This is a genomic window from Dinghuibacter sp., assembly GCF_035492835.1.
Taxonomy (GTDB): Bacteria; Bacteroidota; Bacteroidia; order Chitinophagales; family Chitinophagaceae; genus Dinghuibacter.
The window spans coordinates 15096-34889 of sequence record NZ_DATJIY010000016.1; the positions used below are offsets into that span (position 1 = coordinate 15096).

Sequence of the window (19794 nt, forward strand, 5' to 3'; positions counted from 1 at the left end):
TCGACGCCGCCGGGATTCGCCCGGGGCGTGCTTCTGAAAACCGATCACCGTGCGTTTCGAAGAATTGATTATCCGCGATGTCCGCCGCGAGACCCCCGATTGCGTCTCCATAGCTTTTGACGTGCCCGACCACCTCCGGCAAGCCTTTGCGTTCACGCAGGGCCAGAACGTCACGGTCCGCGCCCGCCTGGGCGGGGACGAGGTCCGCCGTTCTTATTCCATTTGTTCCTCGCCCGCCGAAAACGAGCTGCGCATCGCGGTCAAGCAGGTGCCGGAGGGTGTTTTTTCCACGCACGCCAACCAGTTGCTAAAGATCGGAGACCGATTGGAAGTCCTCCCGCCGTCGGGGCGATTCTTCACACAGCTCCACCCGGACGCGCACAAACAATACGTGGCCTTTGCCGCCGGCAGCGGCATCACGCCGATCCTTTCGATCATAAAAACGACGCTCGAAACCGAACCCGGCAGCCAGTTCACCCTGGTCTACGGCAACAAGGGCCGTGGGAGCATCCTCTTCAAGGAAACCCTGGAAGCCCTCAAAAACCGATATATCCAGCGCTTCAGGGTGATCCATATCCTGAGCCGGGAAAAAACGGACATCCCCCTTTTCCAGGGACGCATCGACACCGGGAAGTGCGCGCTCCTGGCGGGTACGCTGATCGACCTCGACGCCACCGACGAGTTCTTTATCTGCGGACCGGAATCCATGATCTTCAGCGTCCGGGATTTCCTGGAATCGCGCGGCGTACAAAGCCGGAAGGTCCACTTCGAGCTCTTTACCACGCCCGGGCAAAAGACCTCCGCTGGCACTGCGGTAGCGACGGCCGCCACCGGTCCGACGTCACACGTGCACCTGCGACTGGATGGCCTCACGTTCGACTTCGACCTGCCCTATGAAGGCGCGTCCATCCTCGACGCGGCCCTGGCCGAAGGCGCCGACCTCCCCTTCGCCTGCAAGGGCGGCGTCTGCTGCACCTGCCGCGCCCGGCTGGTTTCGGGCGAGATCGTCATGGACGCCAACTACGCCCTCGAGCCAGACGAGCTCGCCGCCGGCTACATCCTCACCTGCCAGGCGCACCCGCGCAGCGGGGAGGTCTCCGTCGATTTTGACAGTAAGTAGCGTCTAGTTGACCGCAATATCGCCGTTTCCTTCATTGTCGTACTCCGTAAAGGATCCCGACCAGGTGACCGATCCGGATGCCGGCATTACAAAATGGCAGGTGATCGAGCCGTTGTCTTCGTATATCATATTGCCCATGGGCGATCCCACCAGCGTGGCGCCGCTCATATAGAATTCCGTCAGGTGCTCCCCGGTGCTGGGACCGTAACCGGATATGGTGACATATACCGTCTGACCCGCCGGCGCGGTAATGGTGCCGCTCCCCGATCCGCTGGACGACCAATTATAACTCCCCTGCCCATTGATCGCAACCGGGGGTGGCGGCGTTGGATGAAACCATAAATCGACTTCACCATAACCGTTGGTATTGCCATTAGCCACCACGGTGTGTTCCCCCAATGTCGGACTGTTCGAGGCCGTGGTCCAGGACGCATTGGCATAGGATTGTCCCAGAACCGTCATGTTGATATCCTTCATCGCGACATAGTTGTCGGGTGGATAGTCAGACGCTTGCGTCACGGGTGTGGCATCCTCCAATACTTCATACACCCAGTTCAATTCCGGTATCTGTGGAAGGGCGATAGTCGTCTGGCCAACGCCCAGGCTGGGATAAACCTCACCCTGTGCGACAATCATCGGGTTTGGCTGGCCGGTAAAGGAACAGTTATAGCTATAGACGCCGTTGGTTACCTGGCCGGTCATGACACCCTGCAGGCTCGTTCCAGGGGCGATGTGCGTGACCGGGGTGGTATAGGCGCCACTGTTGCCCCACACATACCAGTTTGAAATCGACCAAAAGGGGCCTCCAAAACCGTTATTGTTGCCCTGCGCATCCATGTTCGAACCCCATTGCAAGACCGGTTGCATGACCGATCCCTGCATATAGCCGGGCTCCATACCATTCCAGATATAGATCAGCTGGTTATCCGCCGTCGTCGTGGGAGGGTTGGGAACTGTCCAGGTGGTGCTGAAAGAATTCACCATCCCATTGGTATTTTGTCCGTAGGCCCACGTCACCCAGCTGTACGATGGCGCCAAATCGTTTGCTGACGCGCCGGTCTCACCCGATGCGTGCAAAAGCGCGGAGAATTGGCGCGCACGGGCATGCAACGTATGCACGAGGGTGGTGTCCCCGTGGAATTCCCCGAAATCCTCGACCCGCTGTCCGCTCTGGTCGTGAACTTTGAAGATGTGCCCCTCGTGGATAGCCAGGTGATAACCCGGTGGAATCTCGTGTACATTGGCGGCGGGCAGGAGCCCTTCCGGGGTGCGGATGTAACCGGTTTTTGTGTTGTCGGAAGCAGGCGCCGGGGTGAGACTTGCGGCCTCTTTGCGGCATGAGGTCCATACCGCGCCGCCCCATAACAGGAGCGCGCATACAAGCAACGTTTGGTGTTTCATGCAAATAGTGTTTAGGTTCCTATAATTTAATAGGAATCCGCCACAATTGCAATACCCGTCTAGTAATTAATATACCGTTCGTCGAACGACCCATCCGCATACAGGTCGATCAGTCCGTATCCCGGGGCGGTCTCGCGGTTGTTCCCCTTCCACCAGGCGCCGCTCACGGCTCCGTTGCAGATAAACGTGATGTTATCGTAGACCAGCTTCTCCCGGAGATGGATGTGCCCGCTCAGGCACAGCCGTACGTTGGGATGCTTATAAAAGAGTGAAATGATCTTTGCCGTGTCGGTATGCATGTCGCCACCCGTCATCTCCCACCGGTTTACGACGTGCTCGTCGATCAGGTTGGTCGCCGTCAGGATGGGGATATGCGTCATGACCAGCACCGGGCCGGTCGCCCCGGCAACCTCGTCCGAGAGCCACTGGAACTGTTCGTCCCCGAGCTTTCCGATGTACCAGGTACCGTCGATATCCAGGTGGCAGCTATCCAGAACGATGAATTTCCAACCCGCCTTTTCGAAGCTGTACCAGGAACGCGTCAGCCCCAGCTGGTCCATCGAATATTTCTTACCGTAAATGGCCTGACCCTTGTCGTCTTCGTTCCACCAGATGTCGTGGTTGCCGAGGGCGTAGTGTATCGGCAGGCTGCACTCCGATTGCACGATCCCCTTCATCAATTTCCATTGCGCATCGATCGTCGACAGGTTCTCCTTGTTCATGTCGAAAACGATATCCCCTCCATTCAGGACCAGGTCGACCGGCCGGTCGAGCCGTTGCAGGTTGTGCAGACAAGTCGTAAAATGTTTGGGCGCGTCCAGCATGTCTTTCATATGGACGTCCGTAATATGCGCCACGCGCAATACCGGCTGCGCGCCCGAGGGCCGGGACGCGGCCGACGCGCCCGTCGCGCTGAGCAACGGCGCCGCCGCCGGAGCCAGGAACAGGCCGCCGAGGCTCTTCAGGAGTGTTCTTCTTTGCATAAGCCTATTTGAGGAGATACGGCGTAATCGCTGTCGCCCATATCTTATAGCCCGCGGCATTCATATGCAGCATATCGCTGACGAAGAGCTCGGGCCGGTCGTTCCCCGAAGGGTCCAGCATGAGGTCGTAGACGTTTACGTAGAACGTATTCTTTTGCGTCCAGAGGAAGTTCTTGATGATCTGGTTGCCCTGCACCAGCAGGTGGCGGAACTGTATGCGGCTGGGGCTGGGCTTCATGGAGACGAACCCGATGGGAACCTCGGGCAGGCGGGTGCGGATGGCGGTGAACAGATCCTTGAAGCGGTCGGCGACGACCTTGGAGTCGAGCCCGGCGGCGATGTCGTTTTCTCCGCAATAAATTACGATTTCCTTGGGATGGTATGGCGTCACGATGTCGTCCACGTACCGGGTGACGTCGGGCAGGGTGGAGCCGCCGAAACCACGGTTGATGATGGTGTAACCGGGAAAGTAGTTCTGTACGTCCGTCCACTTCGTAAAGGAAGAGCTCCCGATAAATAGGATCGCGCCCTGAGGGGGCGGGTTAGCGGCGTCCTGCTTCTTGAAGGCCTGGATATCGTCGTTGAAAGCGGGCTTGTCCTGCGCGAGGGTGTGGGTAGCGAATATGCCGGATGCAAAAGCGCCAGCTAATAACGACAGGAAAATGCGTCTGACCATGCGATCGGTGTTTGCCGTGAAGGTAGTAAATGTACCGCTGCGGGAAAATTAATTGCGTTTAATGCGCGGCGACGCTACGGAAACCAAGCCGCTCGAGACCGCGATGGACCTCCGGACAGCTCATAAATAACCTCCAGAACAACCCGCTCCGGTAGTTTTCGATCATCACCACGATGGGCCCCTCGTCGATCGCCAGATAGGAGTGCGCGTACCAATCGCGCGTCAGGTTGAACGCGTCCACAAAGCCATACTGTCCCCATATCTTATCACCCAGGTCGTCATAAAAGTGCCGCAAGGCCGCCATGGACTGTTTAGGCGTGTACGGGAAAGAAGCCAGGGCGGCGGTGGGCGTAATGGTCCCGGCATCGTTGGTCGGCGAATAGGCGTCGTAGCCGTCAAACGTATCACCGGCGGTCAGGCCCCAGCAGTCGGGCCCGTAACCCTTGAAACCGCCGGGGTTTTTTACACAATACGTATAGTTGATCATCGAGTGGTCGTAGTTCTGCGTCCAGTAGTTGGCATAACGGTCTTCCAGCCCATGGGGATCGAGGCCCAGAAAGGAATACTGCGTAAAGAACAACGGCCCGCCATAGTCGAAGCCCAGCGGCAGCTTGAACCCGTAGTATTCTTTGCCGTTCAGGAAGTGATCGCTTTGCGCCCAGCAGCGATGATACACATTGGGGTCGATGGCATACGTCGGTGAGCTGGCCGACAGGACATAGGCGATCAGGCACTCGTTGTAGCCACGCAGCTCGAAGTTCATCGCCCAGCCGTTGTTGGGGCTCCAGTGCCAGTAGAGGAGGTCGAGGCCGCCGCGGGTGTGCCAGTTCCATTCGGCCTGGTCCCACATCCAGCTGATGTGATCGCGGATGCTGCGCTCTACCCGGTCATCCCGGTCGAAATACTGGCGGGCGCAAAGAAGCCCCTGGAACATATACGCGGTCTCGACCAGGTCGGCCCCGTCGTCCTTACGGCTAAAGGGGATGGTCTTGCCGGTCGCGCCGTTCATCCAATGGGGGAAGATGCCGTGATAGCTATCGGCCTTCCAGAGGAAATGCACGATCTTGTCGATACGCGCGGCGGCCGAATCCCGGGGGACCCAGCCCCTGTCGGCGGCGGCGATGATGGCCATGATCCCGAAGCCGGAGCCGCCCGTGGTGACGACCTCGTCACCGTAATCGAACGTATTGTTGCTACGCTCGCGGGCCAGCCCGCTTACCGGGTGGCCGAAGTCCCAGAAATAACGGAAGGTCTGCCGCTCGACGAGGTCGAGCAAAGCGGAGTCCGAAAGGCCGTGCGTCACCGGCGCGTGATAGATGTCCGCGGACGTGGTCGGGACAACGGGCCGCCCACCGGGGACGCCGTGCCGCTGCGCCGGGACAAGCAAAGGCAACAGACAACAAACAAAAAGAATCCTCATTTCACCCAATTTAAACGAACCGTTTGAACATCGCGGGAATTACCGCCCGTCATGATATCGAAGTCGCCCGCTTCCCAGTCGTACTTCAGCTCTTCGTTGTAGAACTTCACGTCCTCCGGGGTAAGCCGAAAGGTCACCGTGCGGGACTCGCCCGGCTGGAGGCCGATCTTCTGGAATCCCCTCAGCTCCTTTACCGGGCGCGTGATGCTCCCCACCAGCTGATGGGTATAGAGCTGTACTACTTCTTCCCCGGCCTTTGTCCCCGTGTTGGTCACGGTGACGCTGACGGTCACGGCCTGGTTGCCCTTGGCGTGCGTCGTCGACAATGTGGGCGCGCTATATTGGAAGGTCGTATAGCTCAACCCGTACCCAAAGGGATACACCGGGTCGTTGGAGACGTCCAGGTAGTTAGAGCGGAACTTCTGGAACCAGCCCCCTTTGGGCAGGGGACGACCGGTATTCATATGGCTGTAGTACAGCGGCACCTGACCTACGTTCTGCGGCCAGGTGGTGGTCAGCTTTCCCGACGGATCGACGTCGCCAAAGAGCACGTCCGCAATGGCATTCCCGGCCTCCGTGCCCCCGAACCAGACGTCCAGTATCGCGGGGACCGCCTGGCTCTCCCAGGGAATCGCCAGGGGGCGTCCGTTGAACAACACCAGGATCACCGGCTTGCCCGTTTGAAGCAGGGCCCTGAGCAGGCGTTCTTGGTTCTCGGGGAGGCCGATGTCCGAACGGCTGGCGCATTCACCCGTCATCTCCGCGGATTCGCCCAGGGCGGCCACCACTACGTCGGACTTCGACGCCAGCGCCACGGCCTCAGCGATCATGGCCTCCTCGGACCGGCTGTCCCAGCCATTGTTTTTACCAAACACGCTGATTCGCGTATTGTAGAGCGAATCCCCCACGACGTTGGCGCCCCTGGCGCATGTCACGGAGCCATTGCCGCCCAGGGCCGCGCGGAGCCCGTCGGCCAGGGAGACCGCCTTCGAAGGATCGGTCGCCACCGCCCAGGTGCCCACCATGTTCTCCCGGCTGTCACCCAACGGTCCGATCAGCGCGATCGAGCCGCCCTTTTTGAGCGGCAATAAACCACCCTCATTCCGCAGCAGCACAAAACTGTGTGCGGCGATGTTCCGCTCGGCCGCAAGGTGCTCCGGGGTGAACACATCCGTCTTAACCCGGTCGGGGTGGCAGAACTTAAAGGGATCGGTAAAAAGGCCGAGCCGGTATTTGGCTTCGAGTATCCGGCGGCAGGCCAGGTCGACTTGTGCGATCGTGGCGCGGCCGTTCTTCAGCGATGCCGGGAGCGTCGTCAAAAATCCTTCTCCGACCATATCCATATCGATCCCTGCCATCAAGGACCTTGCCGACACCTGTGCCAGGTCGCCCAGCCCGTGGGCGATCAGCTCGTTGACGGCGGTGTAGTCTGTCACGACAAATCCTTTGAAGCCCCAGCGGCGCCTGAGCACGTCGGTCATCAGGAACCGGTTCGCGGTGGCCGGCACGCCATTGACGTCGTTAAAAGAAGACATCACGCTCCCCGCGCCCGCATCCACGGCCGCCTTGTAGGGGGACATGTATTCGTTGAACATCCGCACCAGGCTCATGTCGGTGGTATTGTAGTCCCGCCCGGCCTCCGCCGCCCCGTACAGGGCGAAGTGCTTGACGCAAGCGAGGATTTCATTGTCTGCCTTGAGGTCTCCCTGGTAGCCCTTAACCATAGCCCGGGCGATCGCCGACCCCAGGAAGGGGTCTTCGCCGGAGCCCTCCGCGATACGGCCCCAGCGCGGGTCCCGGGCGATGTCGACCATCGGACTGAAGGTCCAGTCGATACCGTCGGCGCTGCATTCGATAGCTGCGATCCGGGCGCTTTGCCGGATCAGCGCCGTATCCCACGAGCAGGACATTGCCAGCGGAATGGGGAACTCGGTTTCGTATCCGTGGATCACGTCCATGCCGAATATCAGCGGTATCTTCAACCGGCTTTGTTCGACCGCCACCTGCTGCACGGCCCGTATCTTATCAACAGACTTGATATTGAACAGACCGCCGACCTCTCCCTTCCGGATCTTTCCGGCGATGTCCGAATTGGACGCCTGGCCTGTCGTGATGTCGCCTGCGCCTGGGAGGTTCAGCTGGCCGAGCTTTTCAGTGAGGGTCATCCTACTCATCAGGTTGTCGATGAACGCTTTCATTTTGGCGTCCTGCGGAGCCGCGGGTCTGGCGTCTTGCGCGGCGGCGGGCCCGGCCGCGGTCAACACACAAGCGCACGTGAGTGCCAGCAAAAGGAATGTCTTCATGCAGTAGTAGTTTATTTAATCGACTCGTATGGGTTTTGTCCTGACGGAGACGCCGTCCTCGTTGATCGCCTCTATGGCAAAATAGTAGGGCTTCTCCTTATCCATAGCTTTATACCAATATTCATTGGCATCGTATACCATGATGCAATTATACAGCTTATCCGGGGCAAGACCGGTATATATGTTGTATGCGAAAGCATCGTCTACGGGCCGCCATTTGATCCAGGCGCTGCGCTTGTCCTTTTCCGTCCTCAGGACGATCAGGTCCTTTACGCTGTCCGGCGCGGGACCGTCGCCGTTCCCGAAAACCCGGAGCCCGCTGAGCGCGAATTTACCCGTGGCCACATGGAGGTTCACCATCTTGACAAAACGGGCGCGGACGGGCGCGGACAGCTCCACGTAGTCGTGCGGCACGTCCCTGTCGTTGCGGCCCTTGTCGACAAGCACCTTCCAGTGTGCGCCGTCTTCGGACGCGTAGAGCATGTACTCGTGATAAAGACCCGGCTGGTGCCCTACGATGCCGGCGTCCTGGTCGGCATAGTCGATCTGGATCGCGCGAACGGTAGCCACTGCGCCCAGGTCGGTTTGTATCCATTCCCCCTTGTTGCCGGTGGCCGCGCTCCAATAGGTTTTTATATTCTCGTCGACGGCGTTGTTTGCGTGATAGCCCCCCAGCGTGGAAGACACCTGTACGGGTTTGTTGTAGTTCAGCAACATCCAGCCCATAAAGCGTCCATCCTTTATGGACAACGGGTAGTCGCCAAAGGCTGTATTGCAAAACATCACCCCGTCCTTGTCAAAACCCGCCGGCCAGATACCCAGCCGGCGCTCGAAGTTGTTCTTGACCGAGATCGCGATCGTGGAAATATGCCACCAGTTACCCGACGGGTCCTGGTAGGTGCTGCCGTGACCCGCGCCACGAGCGAAGCCCCCTGGCTTATAGGACAACGGGTCCGACTGGGGCGTGAATGGACCCAACGGGCCGTCCCCCACGACGACGCCATCCGCGTAGCCGGAGAACTCGGTGCCCGGCGCGGCATACTGCAGATAGTATTTGCCGTCGTGCCTGGTCATCCAGGCGCCCTCGATAAAGGGATCCAGGAAGGTATTATCCATGTTTTCGCCAAACCGTTGCCAGCCGTAACGCCAGGGTTCGAGAAAGTACATTTCGGTCCGGCCGCCGATGGGCTCGAAGGTTTTCCGCGAGAGCTCCACCCCATAGATCGGGTAGCGGTTGCTGCTCCCGTTATACATATACAGCCGGCCGTCGGTATCCGTAAAAAAATCCGGGTCCCACCCACCGATGGCAAAGGAGTCCACCAGCGGCTTCCAAATATTGGCCTTGGGGTCGGTGCTCATCCAGATCGTGAAGTTCCTGGTATACGTGGAGCCAAAGACGATCATCGTATCCCCCACGACCCCCACTGCGGGCGCGCAAAGCTCGTCATAGCCGGTGTTCCAGGGCCTCAGGAATTTCCGGGGGTTGAAATGCCAGTTCAGCATGTCGCTACTCCACCAGTAACCCGCCTGGTTGGTGGAGAAAAGATAAAAATCCCCTTTGTATACGACCATGGCCGGGTCTGCCGTTGCGCGGTGCTTGCCCCAGGTGCTGAAGTCGGGGATCGTCAGATAGCCGTAGTCGAGGTTGACGGGGTTGCAAAAGCTCTGCTGCTGCGCCCGACCGGTGAGGCACCACAACAACAGACAAAATAACCAGGTGTAACGCATGCAGGTCTATTTTAAGGCTTCGTCTTTGTTTTTGTCCAAAAAATCCGTCGCCGCCAAACCGCCGCCGGTCCAGGCCATCAGGGCCTCATCGGGAACCGTTTGCAACGGCGTCGTGGAGGACGAGTGCGGTTCGTTATAGGGGTGAAGGAAGCCACGGACGATCAGGAAACCGTCCCGGCTATAATCCGATACTTGTGTTGGCGTGAGCATATTTATTTTTTTAGCCACGGACTTTCGAAACCCAACCGCTTCAACCCTTCCTGTACCTCGGGTATCTGCATGAACAGATTCCATACAAGACCGCTCCGGTAGTTCTCGATCATCACGACGATGGGGCCCTCGTCGATCGCCAGGTGTGAACCGGCGTACCAGTCCCTGGTCTCCGAAAAGCCGTCCGCAAACCCGTACGGTCCCCATATCCTTGAACCCAAGTCATAATAAAAGTGCTTGAGCGCCTGCATGCTGAACTCAGGCGTATAGGGAAAGGAAGAGAGTGCCGCCGTGGGTTGGATCACCCCGAGGTCTTCCTGGGGACAGTGCGCCACGTAACCCTTGTAGCTGTCTCCGGCGGTAAGACCCCAGCAATCCGGACCATATCCCTTGTACTTTTTGGGGTTTTCGATACAATACGCGCGGTTGATCAGGGTATGGTTGCGGTTTTGCTCCCAATAATCCACCTGGTAGCCCTTCAACCCGCGCGGGTCTATCCCCATGAACGTATAGTGCGCGAAAAACAACGGTCCGCCGTACTCGAAACCCAACGGCAGCTTATAACCGTAGTACGTTTTCCCGTTGAAATAGGAGGCGCTGTTCACAAAGCTGTTGTAATACACGTCCGCGGGGATCGCGTGGGTTTTGGAGGAGGCCGAAACGATAAACGTGATCAGGCATTCGTTCCAGCCGCGGATGGGGAAGTTCATGTCCCAGTCGTTTTTGGGACTCCAGTGCCAGTAAAACAACGTGTTCCCGCCCTTGGCGTGCCAGTCCCAGTCCGCGGCGTCCCACAACTGGGTGACGCGGTTTCGGAAGTATCGCTCCAGCGGGTTGTCCCCGTTGAAATAGGCCCGGGCGCACAACAGCCCCATCATCATATAGCTTGTCTCCACGATATCCGCTCCATCGTCCAGTTTCCCGAAGGGGATCGTCCGGCCCGTTTCCCCGTTCATAAAGTGCGGGAAAATTCCATGATAGCTATCGGCCTTGTTGAGGAAGTCCACCATCTTCACCAACCGACGCAGCGCGGTATCGTGCCCGATCCAGCCGCGGTGGACGGCGACGATCGTCGCCAGCACGCCAAAGCCCGACCCACCGATGGCGCACGTCTCGGGACCATACGTCCCCTTGCTGAAGTTAGGTTCGCCGTAAGCCTCGTTCGCATAGTCCCAGAAATAATCCGCCCGGATCGTATTGTCGCGTTCCCGCGCCAGCCCGCTGACCGGGTGGCCGAAGTCCCAGAAGTAACGGAACGTCTGCCGCTGGACTACATCCAGGAGGGCGGAATCCGATAGACCCTGGATGACGCCCACCGGCTTTATGTCGTTCTGGGCTCGCAACGCCAGCGGCAACGCCGCCAGTATGAGAAATTTGATTCGATGCATGCTGTCTCTTTAATGGACCTGGAAACCCAGGTTCTGAAGCCCGGTATTTATTTCAGGACAACTCATAAACAGGTTCCAGAGGAGCCCGCTGCGGTAGTTCTCGATCATCACGATCTCCGGTCCCTGGTCGATGGCCAGGTAGGAAGACGCAAACCACGGGTTCGTCAGGTTGAAGGCGTCGATGAAGCCATACTGGCCCCATAGCTTATCCCCCAATGTATAGTAGAAAAAACGGAGTGCGTTCATGGACGCGGCCGGCTTATACGGCAGCGACGCGATCGCCGCCGTCGGGCTGATGATCCCCAGGTCGTTCGTGGGGCTGTGCGCGGCGTATCCGCTCACGTTGTCGTCGCTGGCCGTCAGACCCCAGCAACTAGCGCTATAGCCGTTGTAGTGTTTCGGGTTGGCCACGCAGTATTGATAATTGATCGTGGCGTGCGCCGTATCCTGCACCCAGTAATTGGCGTACGCATCGGAGATCCGGTGCGGATCGAGCCCGAGAAAGGAATAGTGCGCGAAGAACATAGGGCCTCCATAGTCCGGCCCCAGCGGCAGCGTGACGCCTTCGAATGCGGAACCGTTCCGGATCGACCCGTTCCCCGCCCAGCCATTGTCATAGACCGCTTTCGGGATAGCCCCGGCCGGCGCCGACGCCGCCACGACATAGGTGATCAGCGCCTCGTCCCAACCGTTGACCTGCTGGTTGGTGGACCAGGCGTAGTCCGGCGACCAGTGCCAATACAGGGTATTCTGGCCGTTCTGCCGGAACCAGCTCCAATCCACCCCCGCCCACAGCGCATTGATCCCCGCACGAAGGTGCGTCTCGTTCGTGTCGGCCGTGCTGTTAAAGAATTGCCGGGCCGTCAGCAGCCCCTCCATCATATACGCCGTCTCCACCAGGTCCGCCCCATCGTCCTGGGTGCTAAAGGGAACCGTGGCGCCCGTCGCCCCATTAATCCAGTGGGGAAAGGCGCCGTGGTACCGTTGCGCGCTGTCTGTCAGAAAGGTCACGATCCGCTGTACCCGCGCCAGGCCATCCGCCCGGCTGATAAAGTTCCGGTATACGCCCACGATAATGGACATGACCCCAAAGCCGCTGCCGCCGACGGTCACCACGTCCCCGGACGTGTTGCGCTCCCGCGCCATCCCGCAGTCGGGGTGCCCGAAGTCCCAGAAATATTTGAACGTTTGCTGCTCGACCAGTGTCAGCAGGGCCGAGTCGCTGATGCGCGGGAATTTGTCGGTGCTGTCGAGGGTCGTGTTCAGCGTTATCGTTACCGGGTTCGTGAGCGTCCCGCCTTGCGCCGATGTCAGGCCAACCGATATGGCAAGCGTGTATTTGCCAAAGGCGTCCAGCGCGCTGGCCGGCTGAACCGTCACGACGCTGTCCCCGGCGCCCACGGCAATGGTGAACGGCACCGCTGTATTCCCCGGTCCAAAAAAGGAGAACGAGCTCGAGGATACGCCCGCCGGCAACGGCGCGGAAAACGAAAACCGGACCACCGGGGTCTTTGGCGACACCTGATACGTCGTCGTGCCGTTGTTCAGGCCATCGACGGTAAAGCTCACGCTGAACGCCGGCGCCGGGCCGCCGCCGTGCTTGCTGCAACCCAGGGTCACAATCGCTATTGCTATGATGATCTTGCGCATGGTGTAAAAAAGAGGGAAGCCGAAATCAACTGCAGCGATTCCGGACTTCCCGTAAGCAGAACAAAAAGATTTATTTACCCGCCTGCCCCAGTTCGTACAGCGCTTTGATGTCCGCTGCACCCAGGGCGGCATTGTATACCCTGATCTCGTCGACGCCGCCGACCATGGGTACCGTCCAGGTATCCGTGGTGACCGTCTTGCCGGGGATGTCGTTGTACCAACCACCAATGATCACTTCATCCGGTACCGTGGGCTTGTACAATGCCGTGCCCCGTTGCTGGTAACTGGTCGTTCCGATCCGTTTGCCGTCGGCCCAGACCTGGAGGATCACGGTGGCGGAGTCGAAGGTCACGCCGATCTGCGTCCAGATATTGGGGCCAATGGTTGGCGAATAATAGGTACCGGCGCCATCCGGCGCCCAATTGGCATTCAGGTTATCCTGCGTGCCGCCGCCATCGAAATAGTCGGGGTGGACGATAAAGTCGTTGAGGTCCGACGCCGGATTCTGACCGGTCTCGCACAGGAAGTTGATGTTGCCGTACAGGTTACCGGGACGGGACAGCTGCCATATGGAAGTAGGCGTCGACCCGTTGTTGAGCACCTGTACCCAGGCGATCACCGTAAAGCTGTGCAGGTTGGTACCGAGGTTGGGGATCTGCTGGGTATAATACAAGTACCCGTTGTTCAACTCCAGGCCCTGTCCACGCACCCCTTTGGTGACGTACGAGTCGTTGACATTGGCGGCGGGTCCGATCCCCGAGATCGACTCCTTTTCCGTCCCGTCAAAACTCCAATAGGCGACGAGGTTGGACGCGGCGACCTGGTCGGAGCTGTCGAACCCCTCGATCTTGGAACCAAACTGGCTGGTGGATACTGACGCCAGGTGATTGGGATTATATTTCGAGCAAGCGGCGGCGCCCAGGATCATCCCTCCGAACAACAGCCGCATACAAAGCATTCTCATATAAAAAAGAGTTTAGAGTTTAGTATAACGGGTTTTGTTTGAGCACGCCTTTGGAGAGGTCGAGCTGTGTCTGCGGTATGGGCAACAGCTTGTCCCGTGCGTCGAGATAGGCCGACTTGCCCGCGGCCGATTCCGCGGCCTGGTTGATCCCCCAACGGACACAGTCGAAGAAGCGTTCGGCCTCCATAGCGAACTCGATCCGACGTTCGTGTTGTATCGCCAGGCGGAGCTGTGTCTGGTCGGTCGTGGTCACCATCGGCAGGATCGCGCTGTTACCGGCCCTGGCACGGGCGCGGACCATCTCCAGCTTGGCCAGGGCTTCGGTCGTCTGCCCCAGCTCGTTGGCCGCCTCCGCATCTATCAGCACCACATCGGCATACCGCTGTACGCGGATGTCCATCCACCAGCCAAACATATCGCCCACTTCCGCGCGTATCTGCGGGTTGGTGTACTCCTTCATGTTGTAGATCGGGTTGGGCTCAACGGGGAAGACCTCGCCATATTGCGTCGGCGCGGTGCTCGGGCAATACAGCAGGGTGGCGTCCGCGCGCGGGTCGCCCGTCTCATAAGCGGTTACCAGACCGGGGGCGGGTACGTTGAATCCCCAACCGAGGTTGAAGACACCGGCGCCGCGTACCCCCTGGCGGTTCGCATAACCGCAGCCATAGGCCAGGTTTTCCGGATTCGACGCGTCTGCATAGGCTTGGATCTCAAAAACGGCTTCGCTGGAATTTTCCCCGGCTTCTGTAAAGATGACGTTATACGGTGTGTTCAGGTTATAAACGCCCGAGTTGATGACGAGCTGGGCCGTCGTCATGGCCAGCTGCCACTTTTGTTCGTAGAGGTATACCTTGGAGAGCATCCCATTGGCGGAACCCGTAGTGACGCGACCGATGTATTTCGAGGGCCAGCTGGCCGGGAGGTTCGCGGCGGCGAACTGGAGGTCGCTTTCGATGAAGGCGTAGATCTGGGTGGAGGTGGATTGGGCGACGTTCGACTGGGATATGTTCGAGGAAAGCGTATCGATCAGCGGTACGCTCCCCCACAAACGGACCAGCATGAAGTAGTCGTAGGCGCGGATGAAGCGCGCCTCGGCCTGTGCCAGCGTTTTCACCGACTGGGCCGTACCCGAGCTGTCCTGGCCTACTACCTGCAATACCGTGTTACACTTGGATATCGAGGCGTAGTAACCGTTCCAGAGGTCGTTGATCAGGCCGTTGGTGGGCGTGACCGGGAAACCGTCCATGGCGATCTGATCGGGAGAGTCGGTGGCCGTGCTGCCCTTGTCGTCGTCATCCGCCCGGATGGAAGTCGCGCCGAGGTAGTTGAAGTCGGATACCGCGACGTTTCCGTTCCCGTCGTTCCGCAGGCTGGCGTAGGCGGCAAAGACATATTGGTCGTAAGGGCCGCCTCCGGAGGGGTATGGGTAATTTTGGTTCGTATACTGTCCCAGCGGCTGGCGGTTGAGGAAGTTCTTGCTGCACCCGGTCAGGCTAACGGTAGCGGCTCCTGCCACCAGGCTAACCCCTACGACCGATGCGAATATGTTTAAACGATGGCTCATAAGATCACGTTTTAAGAGGTCAATTAAAAGGTCGCGTTCAGGCCGAACGAATACACAGCCGGAACCGGGTATACACCGTCGTCGATACCGGCAGTCGTGGGTGTGCTGATGGGTACTTCGGGACTATAACCCGTCGCCTTGGTAAACGTGGCGATGTTCTGTCCGGAGAGGTATAACCGCAGCCCCTTCACGGGACCCATGTTCATCCGGTGCACATCGAAGGTGTACCCGATGGTCAGGTTCCGGATACGGAGGTAGTCCCCGGGTTCGAGCCAGTAGCTCGAGAACAGGAAGTTGTTGGAACGCGTGTTGTCCATGATGGGCTCGATGTTGGTCGTGCCGGGACCCGTCCAGGCCGCCAGCCGGTTGGTTTCGTAGTTAAGGATGGCAAAGGTGGCGGTCCGGCGCTGGGCATATATCTTATTACCGGCTACGCCCTGGAGCCCGATGCTCAGGTCGAAGCTCTTGTACCCCACCAGGATATTGCCGCCGAAGTTGAATTTCGGGAAGGGGGTACCCAGATAGGTGCGGTCGTTCTGGTCGATCTTGCCGTCGTGGTTCACGTCGGCGTAGACGATGTCACCCGGCTGCGCTGAAGCGATGTGCGGGGTTTTGTCCAGCTCGGCCGTTGTCTGGTAGATGCCCGTCTGTTTGTATCCATAGAAAAAGGCGATCGACTGTCCCGATTGGGTCAGGTTGATGCCGTTGGTGATGTTGAAGTTGAACTCCGGCGGGATCGACGTCATTTCGTTCTTGTCGTAGCTGAAGTTGCCGCCGATCGAGTACCGGAAGTCGCGGCCGATGCGGTCGCTCCAGGTAGCCGATATTTCAACCCCCTTATTGTCGATAGTGCCAAGGTTGGTGAAATAAGGCAGGTTGCCCGTCGTACCCGGCAGCGTTACCTGTGTGAGGATACCGTTGGTCTTCCGGTCATAAAAGTCGACGTTCACGCTGAGCTTCCTCTTCATCGCCTCCAGCTCGAAACCCGCGTCCGCGCCCTTGACGACCTCCCAATGCAGTTTCGGGTCGGGCAGGTAGTTGGCGGAAACCGAGGGGTACAGGTTGTTCCCGAATACCCCGACACCGCTGGTGCTCAAACCGGGATAGGGCAAGTAGTTGGGGGCGGAAAGGCCGTTCCCGACGGTACCGTAGGAGACCTTCAGCTTCAGGAAGTCGAGGCCCCGGACGTTGCGCATAAAGTCTTCATCGGTCATCACCCATCCGGCGCCTATGCTACCGAAGTTACCCCAGGCGTGCGAGCCGGCGAACTTGGAAGAGCCGTCCCGGCGAAAGGTAGCGTTCAACAGGTATTTACTGGCAAAAGAATAGTTCACGCGGCCCATGATGGACTCGGATGCGTCTTCCTGCGCGCCCCCCGTGAAGTTACCCGGGTTGGATGCCTGGGCAATGCCTAGGTACCAGAGGTTCGGGTCGTTGGGGATGTTCAGGGAGGTATCGGTCCTGGTGCCGCTCAGCGTTTCGGAGTAATGATACAACGTGCTGAAACCAGCCAGTACGGTCAGGTGATGGTCTCCGAATGACTTCTCGAACGTCAGCGTGTGGTCCTGCTGAAACGTCTTGTAGGTCGCCTGGTTCTGCGACACGGAGGTGTGGGCGAGGTTGTTATAGCTGGTATCCGTGGGTATGCCGCCCTCGCCCAAGTCTATATAATGATACGGCAGCGCCGTATAGCTGCGGCCTTCGTTAAAGGACAGGTCCGTGTAGAACGTGGACTTCCAGGTGAAGTACTTCAGGAACTTGATCTGCGCGAAAATATCCCCCGTACCACGGTAACCCTGGTTAAGGGTCGTCCCGTTGTCCTCGTCGATGACCGCCTGTAGATTGCCCACCTGCGCGCGTTGGAAGGACGGCATGGAATAGTACAGCCCGGGGCCTGCCTTCACCGGGGCGATGGGGGCGGCCCAAAGGGCGCCGTTTTCACCGCCCGGTACGGGCGGATGCTGGGCAAAAAAGTACCCGGCGATTTCGCCGCCGACGGTAATCCCCTTGGTTACGCGTATCTCTTCGTTCAGACGGCCTACGTATTTTTTGTACTGGTCGTCCCGTTCTACCCCTTGCTGGTTGAGATAACCGAGGCTCAGGTAAGTCGTGCTCTTATCCCCGCTGTTGGAGATGCTGAGGGTATTGTTGGTCTCGGCCGCGCTGCGGAACAGGATGTTCTGCCAGTTGGTATTGGCCGTGTAGTTGGTATAGTCGAAGGCCGGCGCGCCCGTGTTCGTCAGCTCCTCGTTGTAGAGCTTTTGGAACCCGGCGGCGTCGGTCACCTTGATCTTGTTGATGACCTTTTGCACACCGGTGATCGATGAGAAGTTGATCCGGGTCTCGCCCTTGGCGGCGCGCTTGGTGGTGATGATGATGACGCCGTTACCGCCTTGCAGACCGTAGATGGATATCGAGGACGGGTCCTTCAGCACCTCGATGGTCTCGATGTCCGCGGGATTGACGTAGTCGATGTTGGTTTGGAGGATACCGTCCACGACATACAACGGGTCCGCGTTATTGGTGGAGTTGACGCCCCGCAACCGGACGGTGGGATCGGCCCCGGCCTGGCCGGAGTTGACAATCGTCAGACCCGCAACCATCCCCTGGAGCGAGGCCACCGGGTTGCTCGACGGCTTGTCCGCCACCTCGGCGCCCTTGACGACGTCGATAGAGCCGGTCAGGTCGCGTTTCTTTTGCGTACCATACCCGATCACCACTACCTGGTCGAGGGCCCGTCCGGAATTCTGGAGCGTTATCTGGATGACGGAACGGCTGTTCACCGGGACTTCCTGCGTCTGGTACCCGATGTAACTAAACACCAGCGTAGCCTTCTCCGGCGCCGTCAGCGCAAAGCTCCCCGCGTTGTCCGTCACCGTGCCCTGGGAAGTACCCTTGATCGTGACCGATACACCCGGCAATGCCTCTCCGCTGGAGTCAACCACCTTCCCCGTGACCTTGATGTCCTGGATCGCCAGTTTGGACGAAAGCACGACGATCAGGTTGTTTGCAAGGATTTTGTAGGTAAGGTCTGTCCCGGTAAACATCTGGGCGAGCACGTCGCGCACGTCCCGGTTGCTGACATCGATGGATACCTTCTGCTGGATGCCGCTTAGCCGGCTGTTATAGAGGAAATGGTATACCCCCTGACGCTCGATCGTGTTGAGCGCCCGGGAAATCTCGACCTTGTCGAGGTGAAGTGAAATCGTAGCCTGCCCGTTGACCTTCGCCGATACCTGCATCGTGGTCGCCAATACCAGCAGAACAGTTAGTTTCATAATGAAAAGAGCTTTTTTTACGGCATGGGGACACCACCCCCCCATCGCTAGAATTTTTTTCATACTTTTAAACTTAGGGTTATTAAAAAGCGAACCCAGGGTGCTACTCTCATTGCTTCGCCTGGTTTCATGTGTAACCTCGCGGGGAGTGCGCCAACATTCCCCGTTTGTTTTGGATCAGACATCAGTCATCTCTCATAAATAGTGATTTGGTTTCCGGTGATTGAATATTTGAATGAAGCAGTCAATTGCAAGGCTTCCAGCGCCTGCCGGATCGTTTCCTTTTGAAAGGTCCCCGTGAACCGCAAGTTCTCCAGCTCCCGCCTGTCGAAGTCTATGGTCACCCCATACCAGCGCTCCATCTGCTCGGCGAGCGCCTTGAAGTCCTCGTCCTGGAATATGAGCTTGTTGTCGGTCCAGGAGGTCTCGATGATGGCGCCGGTATGGACTTCGATAGTGGGTTTCAGCAGGCGGACTTCGGGGGCCGTGTCTTTCGGCCTTTCCTCCGCCGCCACGCTGTCTATCATTTTCGCCACCACCAGCTTCTGGTTGGGCTTCAGGACGATCCTGGATTTCCGGTAGGTTACCTCGATCGAGCCCTTGATCAGGGTCGTCTCCATCGTCTTATCCCTTTCGTACGCCTTTACGTCGAAGGACGTACCCAGGACCCGGATGTTCGCGGTGCTGGTATGGACGATAAAGGGATGCGTGGCGTTGGCCGCTACGTCAAAAAAAGCCTCGCCCTCCAGGGTGACCTCTCTTTTCTCCCCGCTAAAGCTGGCCGGGTAGGTGAGCACCGACCCCGCATTGAGCCACACCACCGTACCGTCCGGCAACAGCAAGTTCGTCCGCGTACCCATATGGGTCTGGACCTGGTTTTCCCGGGCGGCGGCCGTAACCGGGGGGCTTTTTTTGGGGGGTTCTTTTGTAGCCCAAAGGCCGGCGATCACCGCGAGCGACGCGATCGCAAGGCTCAACGCCCAGCGTCGCTGTCTCCGGCGGGTGCCTCTTTTTTGTTGCTGCCATGCTTCCCAGACGGGGTCCGCCGCCGACACGGTCGCGCCGTCGCTGTGCATAATCCGGTCCAGCGCCTCCTCTATCTCACTATC

General features: G+C 58.8%; 14 protein-coding genes. 1 reads left to right on the plus strand and 13 read right to left on the minus strand.

What is annotated here, in order from left to right:
- The first annotated feature begins 49 nt into the window (after nt 1-49).
- Nucleotides 50-1120, plus strand: coding sequence for a 1,2-phenylacetyl-CoA epoxidase subunit PaaE (gene paaE / locus VL547_RS01700; protein ID WP_325574501.1), 1071 nt, complete (start codon nt 50-52; stop codon nt 1118-1120).
- Nucleotides 1121-1123: 3 nt separating this feature from the next.
- Here paaE and VL547_RS01705 read toward each other — a convergent pair whose 3' ends face one another.
- The 13 genes from VL547_RS01705 to VL547_RS01765 all read right to left on the minus strand — a co-directional run.
- Entirely contained in the window at nt 1124-2521 is a 1398-nt protein-coding gene (locus tag VL547_RS01705; protein WP_325574504.1) for a hypothetical protein, read from the minus strand.
- Nucleotides 2522-2580: 59 nt separating this feature from the next.
- Complete coding sequence (locus tag VL547_RS01710; RefSeq protein ID WP_325574506.1) at nt 2581-3504, minus strand: metallophosphoesterase; 924 nt, start codon at nt 3502-3504, stop codon at nt 2581-2583.
- Between the two features lie 4 nt (nt 3505-3508).
- Nucleotides 3509-4180 carry a GDSL-type esterase/lipase family protein gene (locus tag VL547_RS01715; protein WP_325574508.1) on the minus strand — a complete coding sequence of 224 codons (672 nt, stop codon included), beginning with the start codon at nt 4178-4180 and terminating at the stop codon, nt 3509-3511.
- Between the two features lie 58 nt (nt 4181-4238).
- Nucleotides 4239-5600: a glucoamylase family protein gene (locus tag VL547_RS01720; RefSeq protein WP_325574510.1), complete on the minus strand. Its 1362-nt coding sequence runs from the start codon at nt 5598-5600 to the stop codon at nt 4239-4241.
- The gene (gene bglX / locus VL547_RS01725) at nt 5597-7903 is read right to left on the minus strand and encodes a beta-glucosidase BglX (RefSeq protein ID WP_325574512.1); all 2307 of its coding nucleotides are present in this window, start codon (nt 7901-7903) and stop codon (nt 5597-5599) included. Before bglX ends, VL547_RS01720 begins: the two co-directional genes overlap by 4 nt.
- Before the next feature lie 15 nt (nt 7904-7918).
- Entirely contained in the window at nt 7919-9631 is a 1713-nt protein-coding gene (locus tag VL547_RS01730) for a family 43 glycosylhydrolase (RefSeq protein WP_325574514.1), read from the minus strand.
- Between the two features lie 6 nt (nt 9632-9637).
- A complete protein-coding gene (locus VL547_RS01735) occupies nt 9638-9841 on the minus strand; it encodes a hypothetical protein (RefSeq protein ID WP_325574516.1) in 204 nt (67 codons plus the stop codon).
- A gap of 2 nt (nt 9842-9843) precedes the next feature.
- Nucleotides 9844-11229, minus strand: coding sequence for a glucoamylase family protein (locus tag VL547_RS01740; protein ID WP_325574518.1), 1386 nt, complete (start codon nt 11227-11229; stop codon nt 9844-9846).
- 9 nt (nt 11230-11238) lie between these two features.
- Complete coding sequence (locus VL547_RS01745; protein WP_325574519.1) at nt 11239-12879, minus strand: glucoamylase family protein; 1641 nt, start codon at nt 12877-12879, stop codon at nt 11239-11241.
- Between the two features lie 70 nt (nt 12880-12949).
- The gene (locus VL547_RS01750) at nt 12950-13843 is read right to left on the minus strand and encodes a LamG domain-containing protein (protein ID WP_325574521.1); all 894 of its coding nucleotides are present in this window, start codon (nt 13841-13843) and stop codon (nt 12950-12952) included.
- Between the two features lie 19 nt (nt 13844-13862).
- Complete coding sequence (locus tag VL547_RS01755) at nt 13863-15407, minus strand: RagB/SusD family nutrient uptake outer membrane protein (protein WP_325574524.1); 1545 nt, start codon at nt 15405-15407, stop codon at nt 13863-13865.
- A gap of 23 nt (nt 15408-15430) precedes the next feature.
- Nucleotides 15431-18685, minus strand: a complete 3255-nt coding sequence (locus tag VL547_RS01760) for a TonB-dependent receptor (protein ID WP_325574526.1) — start codon at nt 18683-18685, stop codon at nt 15431-15433.
- A 188-nt stretch (nt 18686-18873) separates the two neighbouring features.
- On the minus strand, nt 18874-19794 hold a 921-nt coding region (locus VL547_RS01765), incomplete at its 5' end, for a FecR family protein (RefSeq protein ID WP_325574528.1).

Excerpts from the sequence above, each read along its gene's own strand:
- VL547_RS01715 (WP_325574508.1), bottom strand. The coding sequence starts at position 4,180 with ATGGTCAGACGCATTTTCCTGTCGTTATTAGCTGGCGCTTTTGCATCC.
- VL547_RS01750 (WP_325574521.1), bottom strand. The coding sequence starts at position 13,843 with ATGAGAATGCTTTGTATGCGGCTGTTGTTCGGAGGGATGATCCTGGGC.
- VL547_RS01720 (WP_325574510.1), bottom strand. The coding sequence starts at position 5,600 with ATGAGGATTCTTTTTGTTTGTTGTCTGTTGCCTTTGCTTGTCCCGGCG.
- bglX (WP_325574512.1), bottom strand. The coding sequence starts at position 7,903 with ATGAAGACATTCCTTTTGCTGGCACTCACGTGCGCTTGTGTGTTGACC.
- VL547_RS01710 (WP_325574506.1), bottom strand. The coding sequence starts at position 3,504 with ATGCAAAGAAGAACACTCCTGAAGAGCCTCGGCGGCCTGTTCCTGGCT.
- VL547_RS01705 (WP_325574504.1), bottom strand. The coding sequence starts at position 2,521 with ATGAAACACCAAACGTTGCTTGTATGCGCGCTCCTGTTATGGGGCGGC.
- VL547_RS01740 (WP_325574518.1), bottom strand. The coding sequence starts at position 11,229 with ATGCATCGAATCAAATTTCTCATACTGGCGGCGTTGCCGCTGGCGTTG.
- VL547_RS01735 (WP_325574516.1), bottom strand. The coding sequence starts at position 9,841 with ATGCTCACGCCAACACAAGTATCGGATTATAGCCGGGACGGTTTCCTG.
- VL547_RS01730 (WP_325574514.1), bottom strand. The coding sequence starts at position 9,631 with ATGCGTTACACCTGGTTATTTTGTCTGTTGTTGTGGTGCCTCACCGGT.
- VL547_RS01760 (WP_325574526.1), bottom strand. The coding sequence starts at position 18,685 with ATGAAACTAACTGTTCTGCTGGTATTGGCGACCACGATGCAGGTATCG.
- VL547_RS01755 (WP_325574524.1), bottom strand. The coding sequence starts at position 15,407 with ATGAGCCATCGTTTAAACATATTCGCATCGGTCGTAGGGGTTAGCCTG.
- VL547_RS01745 (WP_325574519.1), bottom strand. The coding sequence starts at position 12,879 with ATGCGCAAGATCATCATAGCAATAGCGATTGTGACCCTGGGTTGCAGC.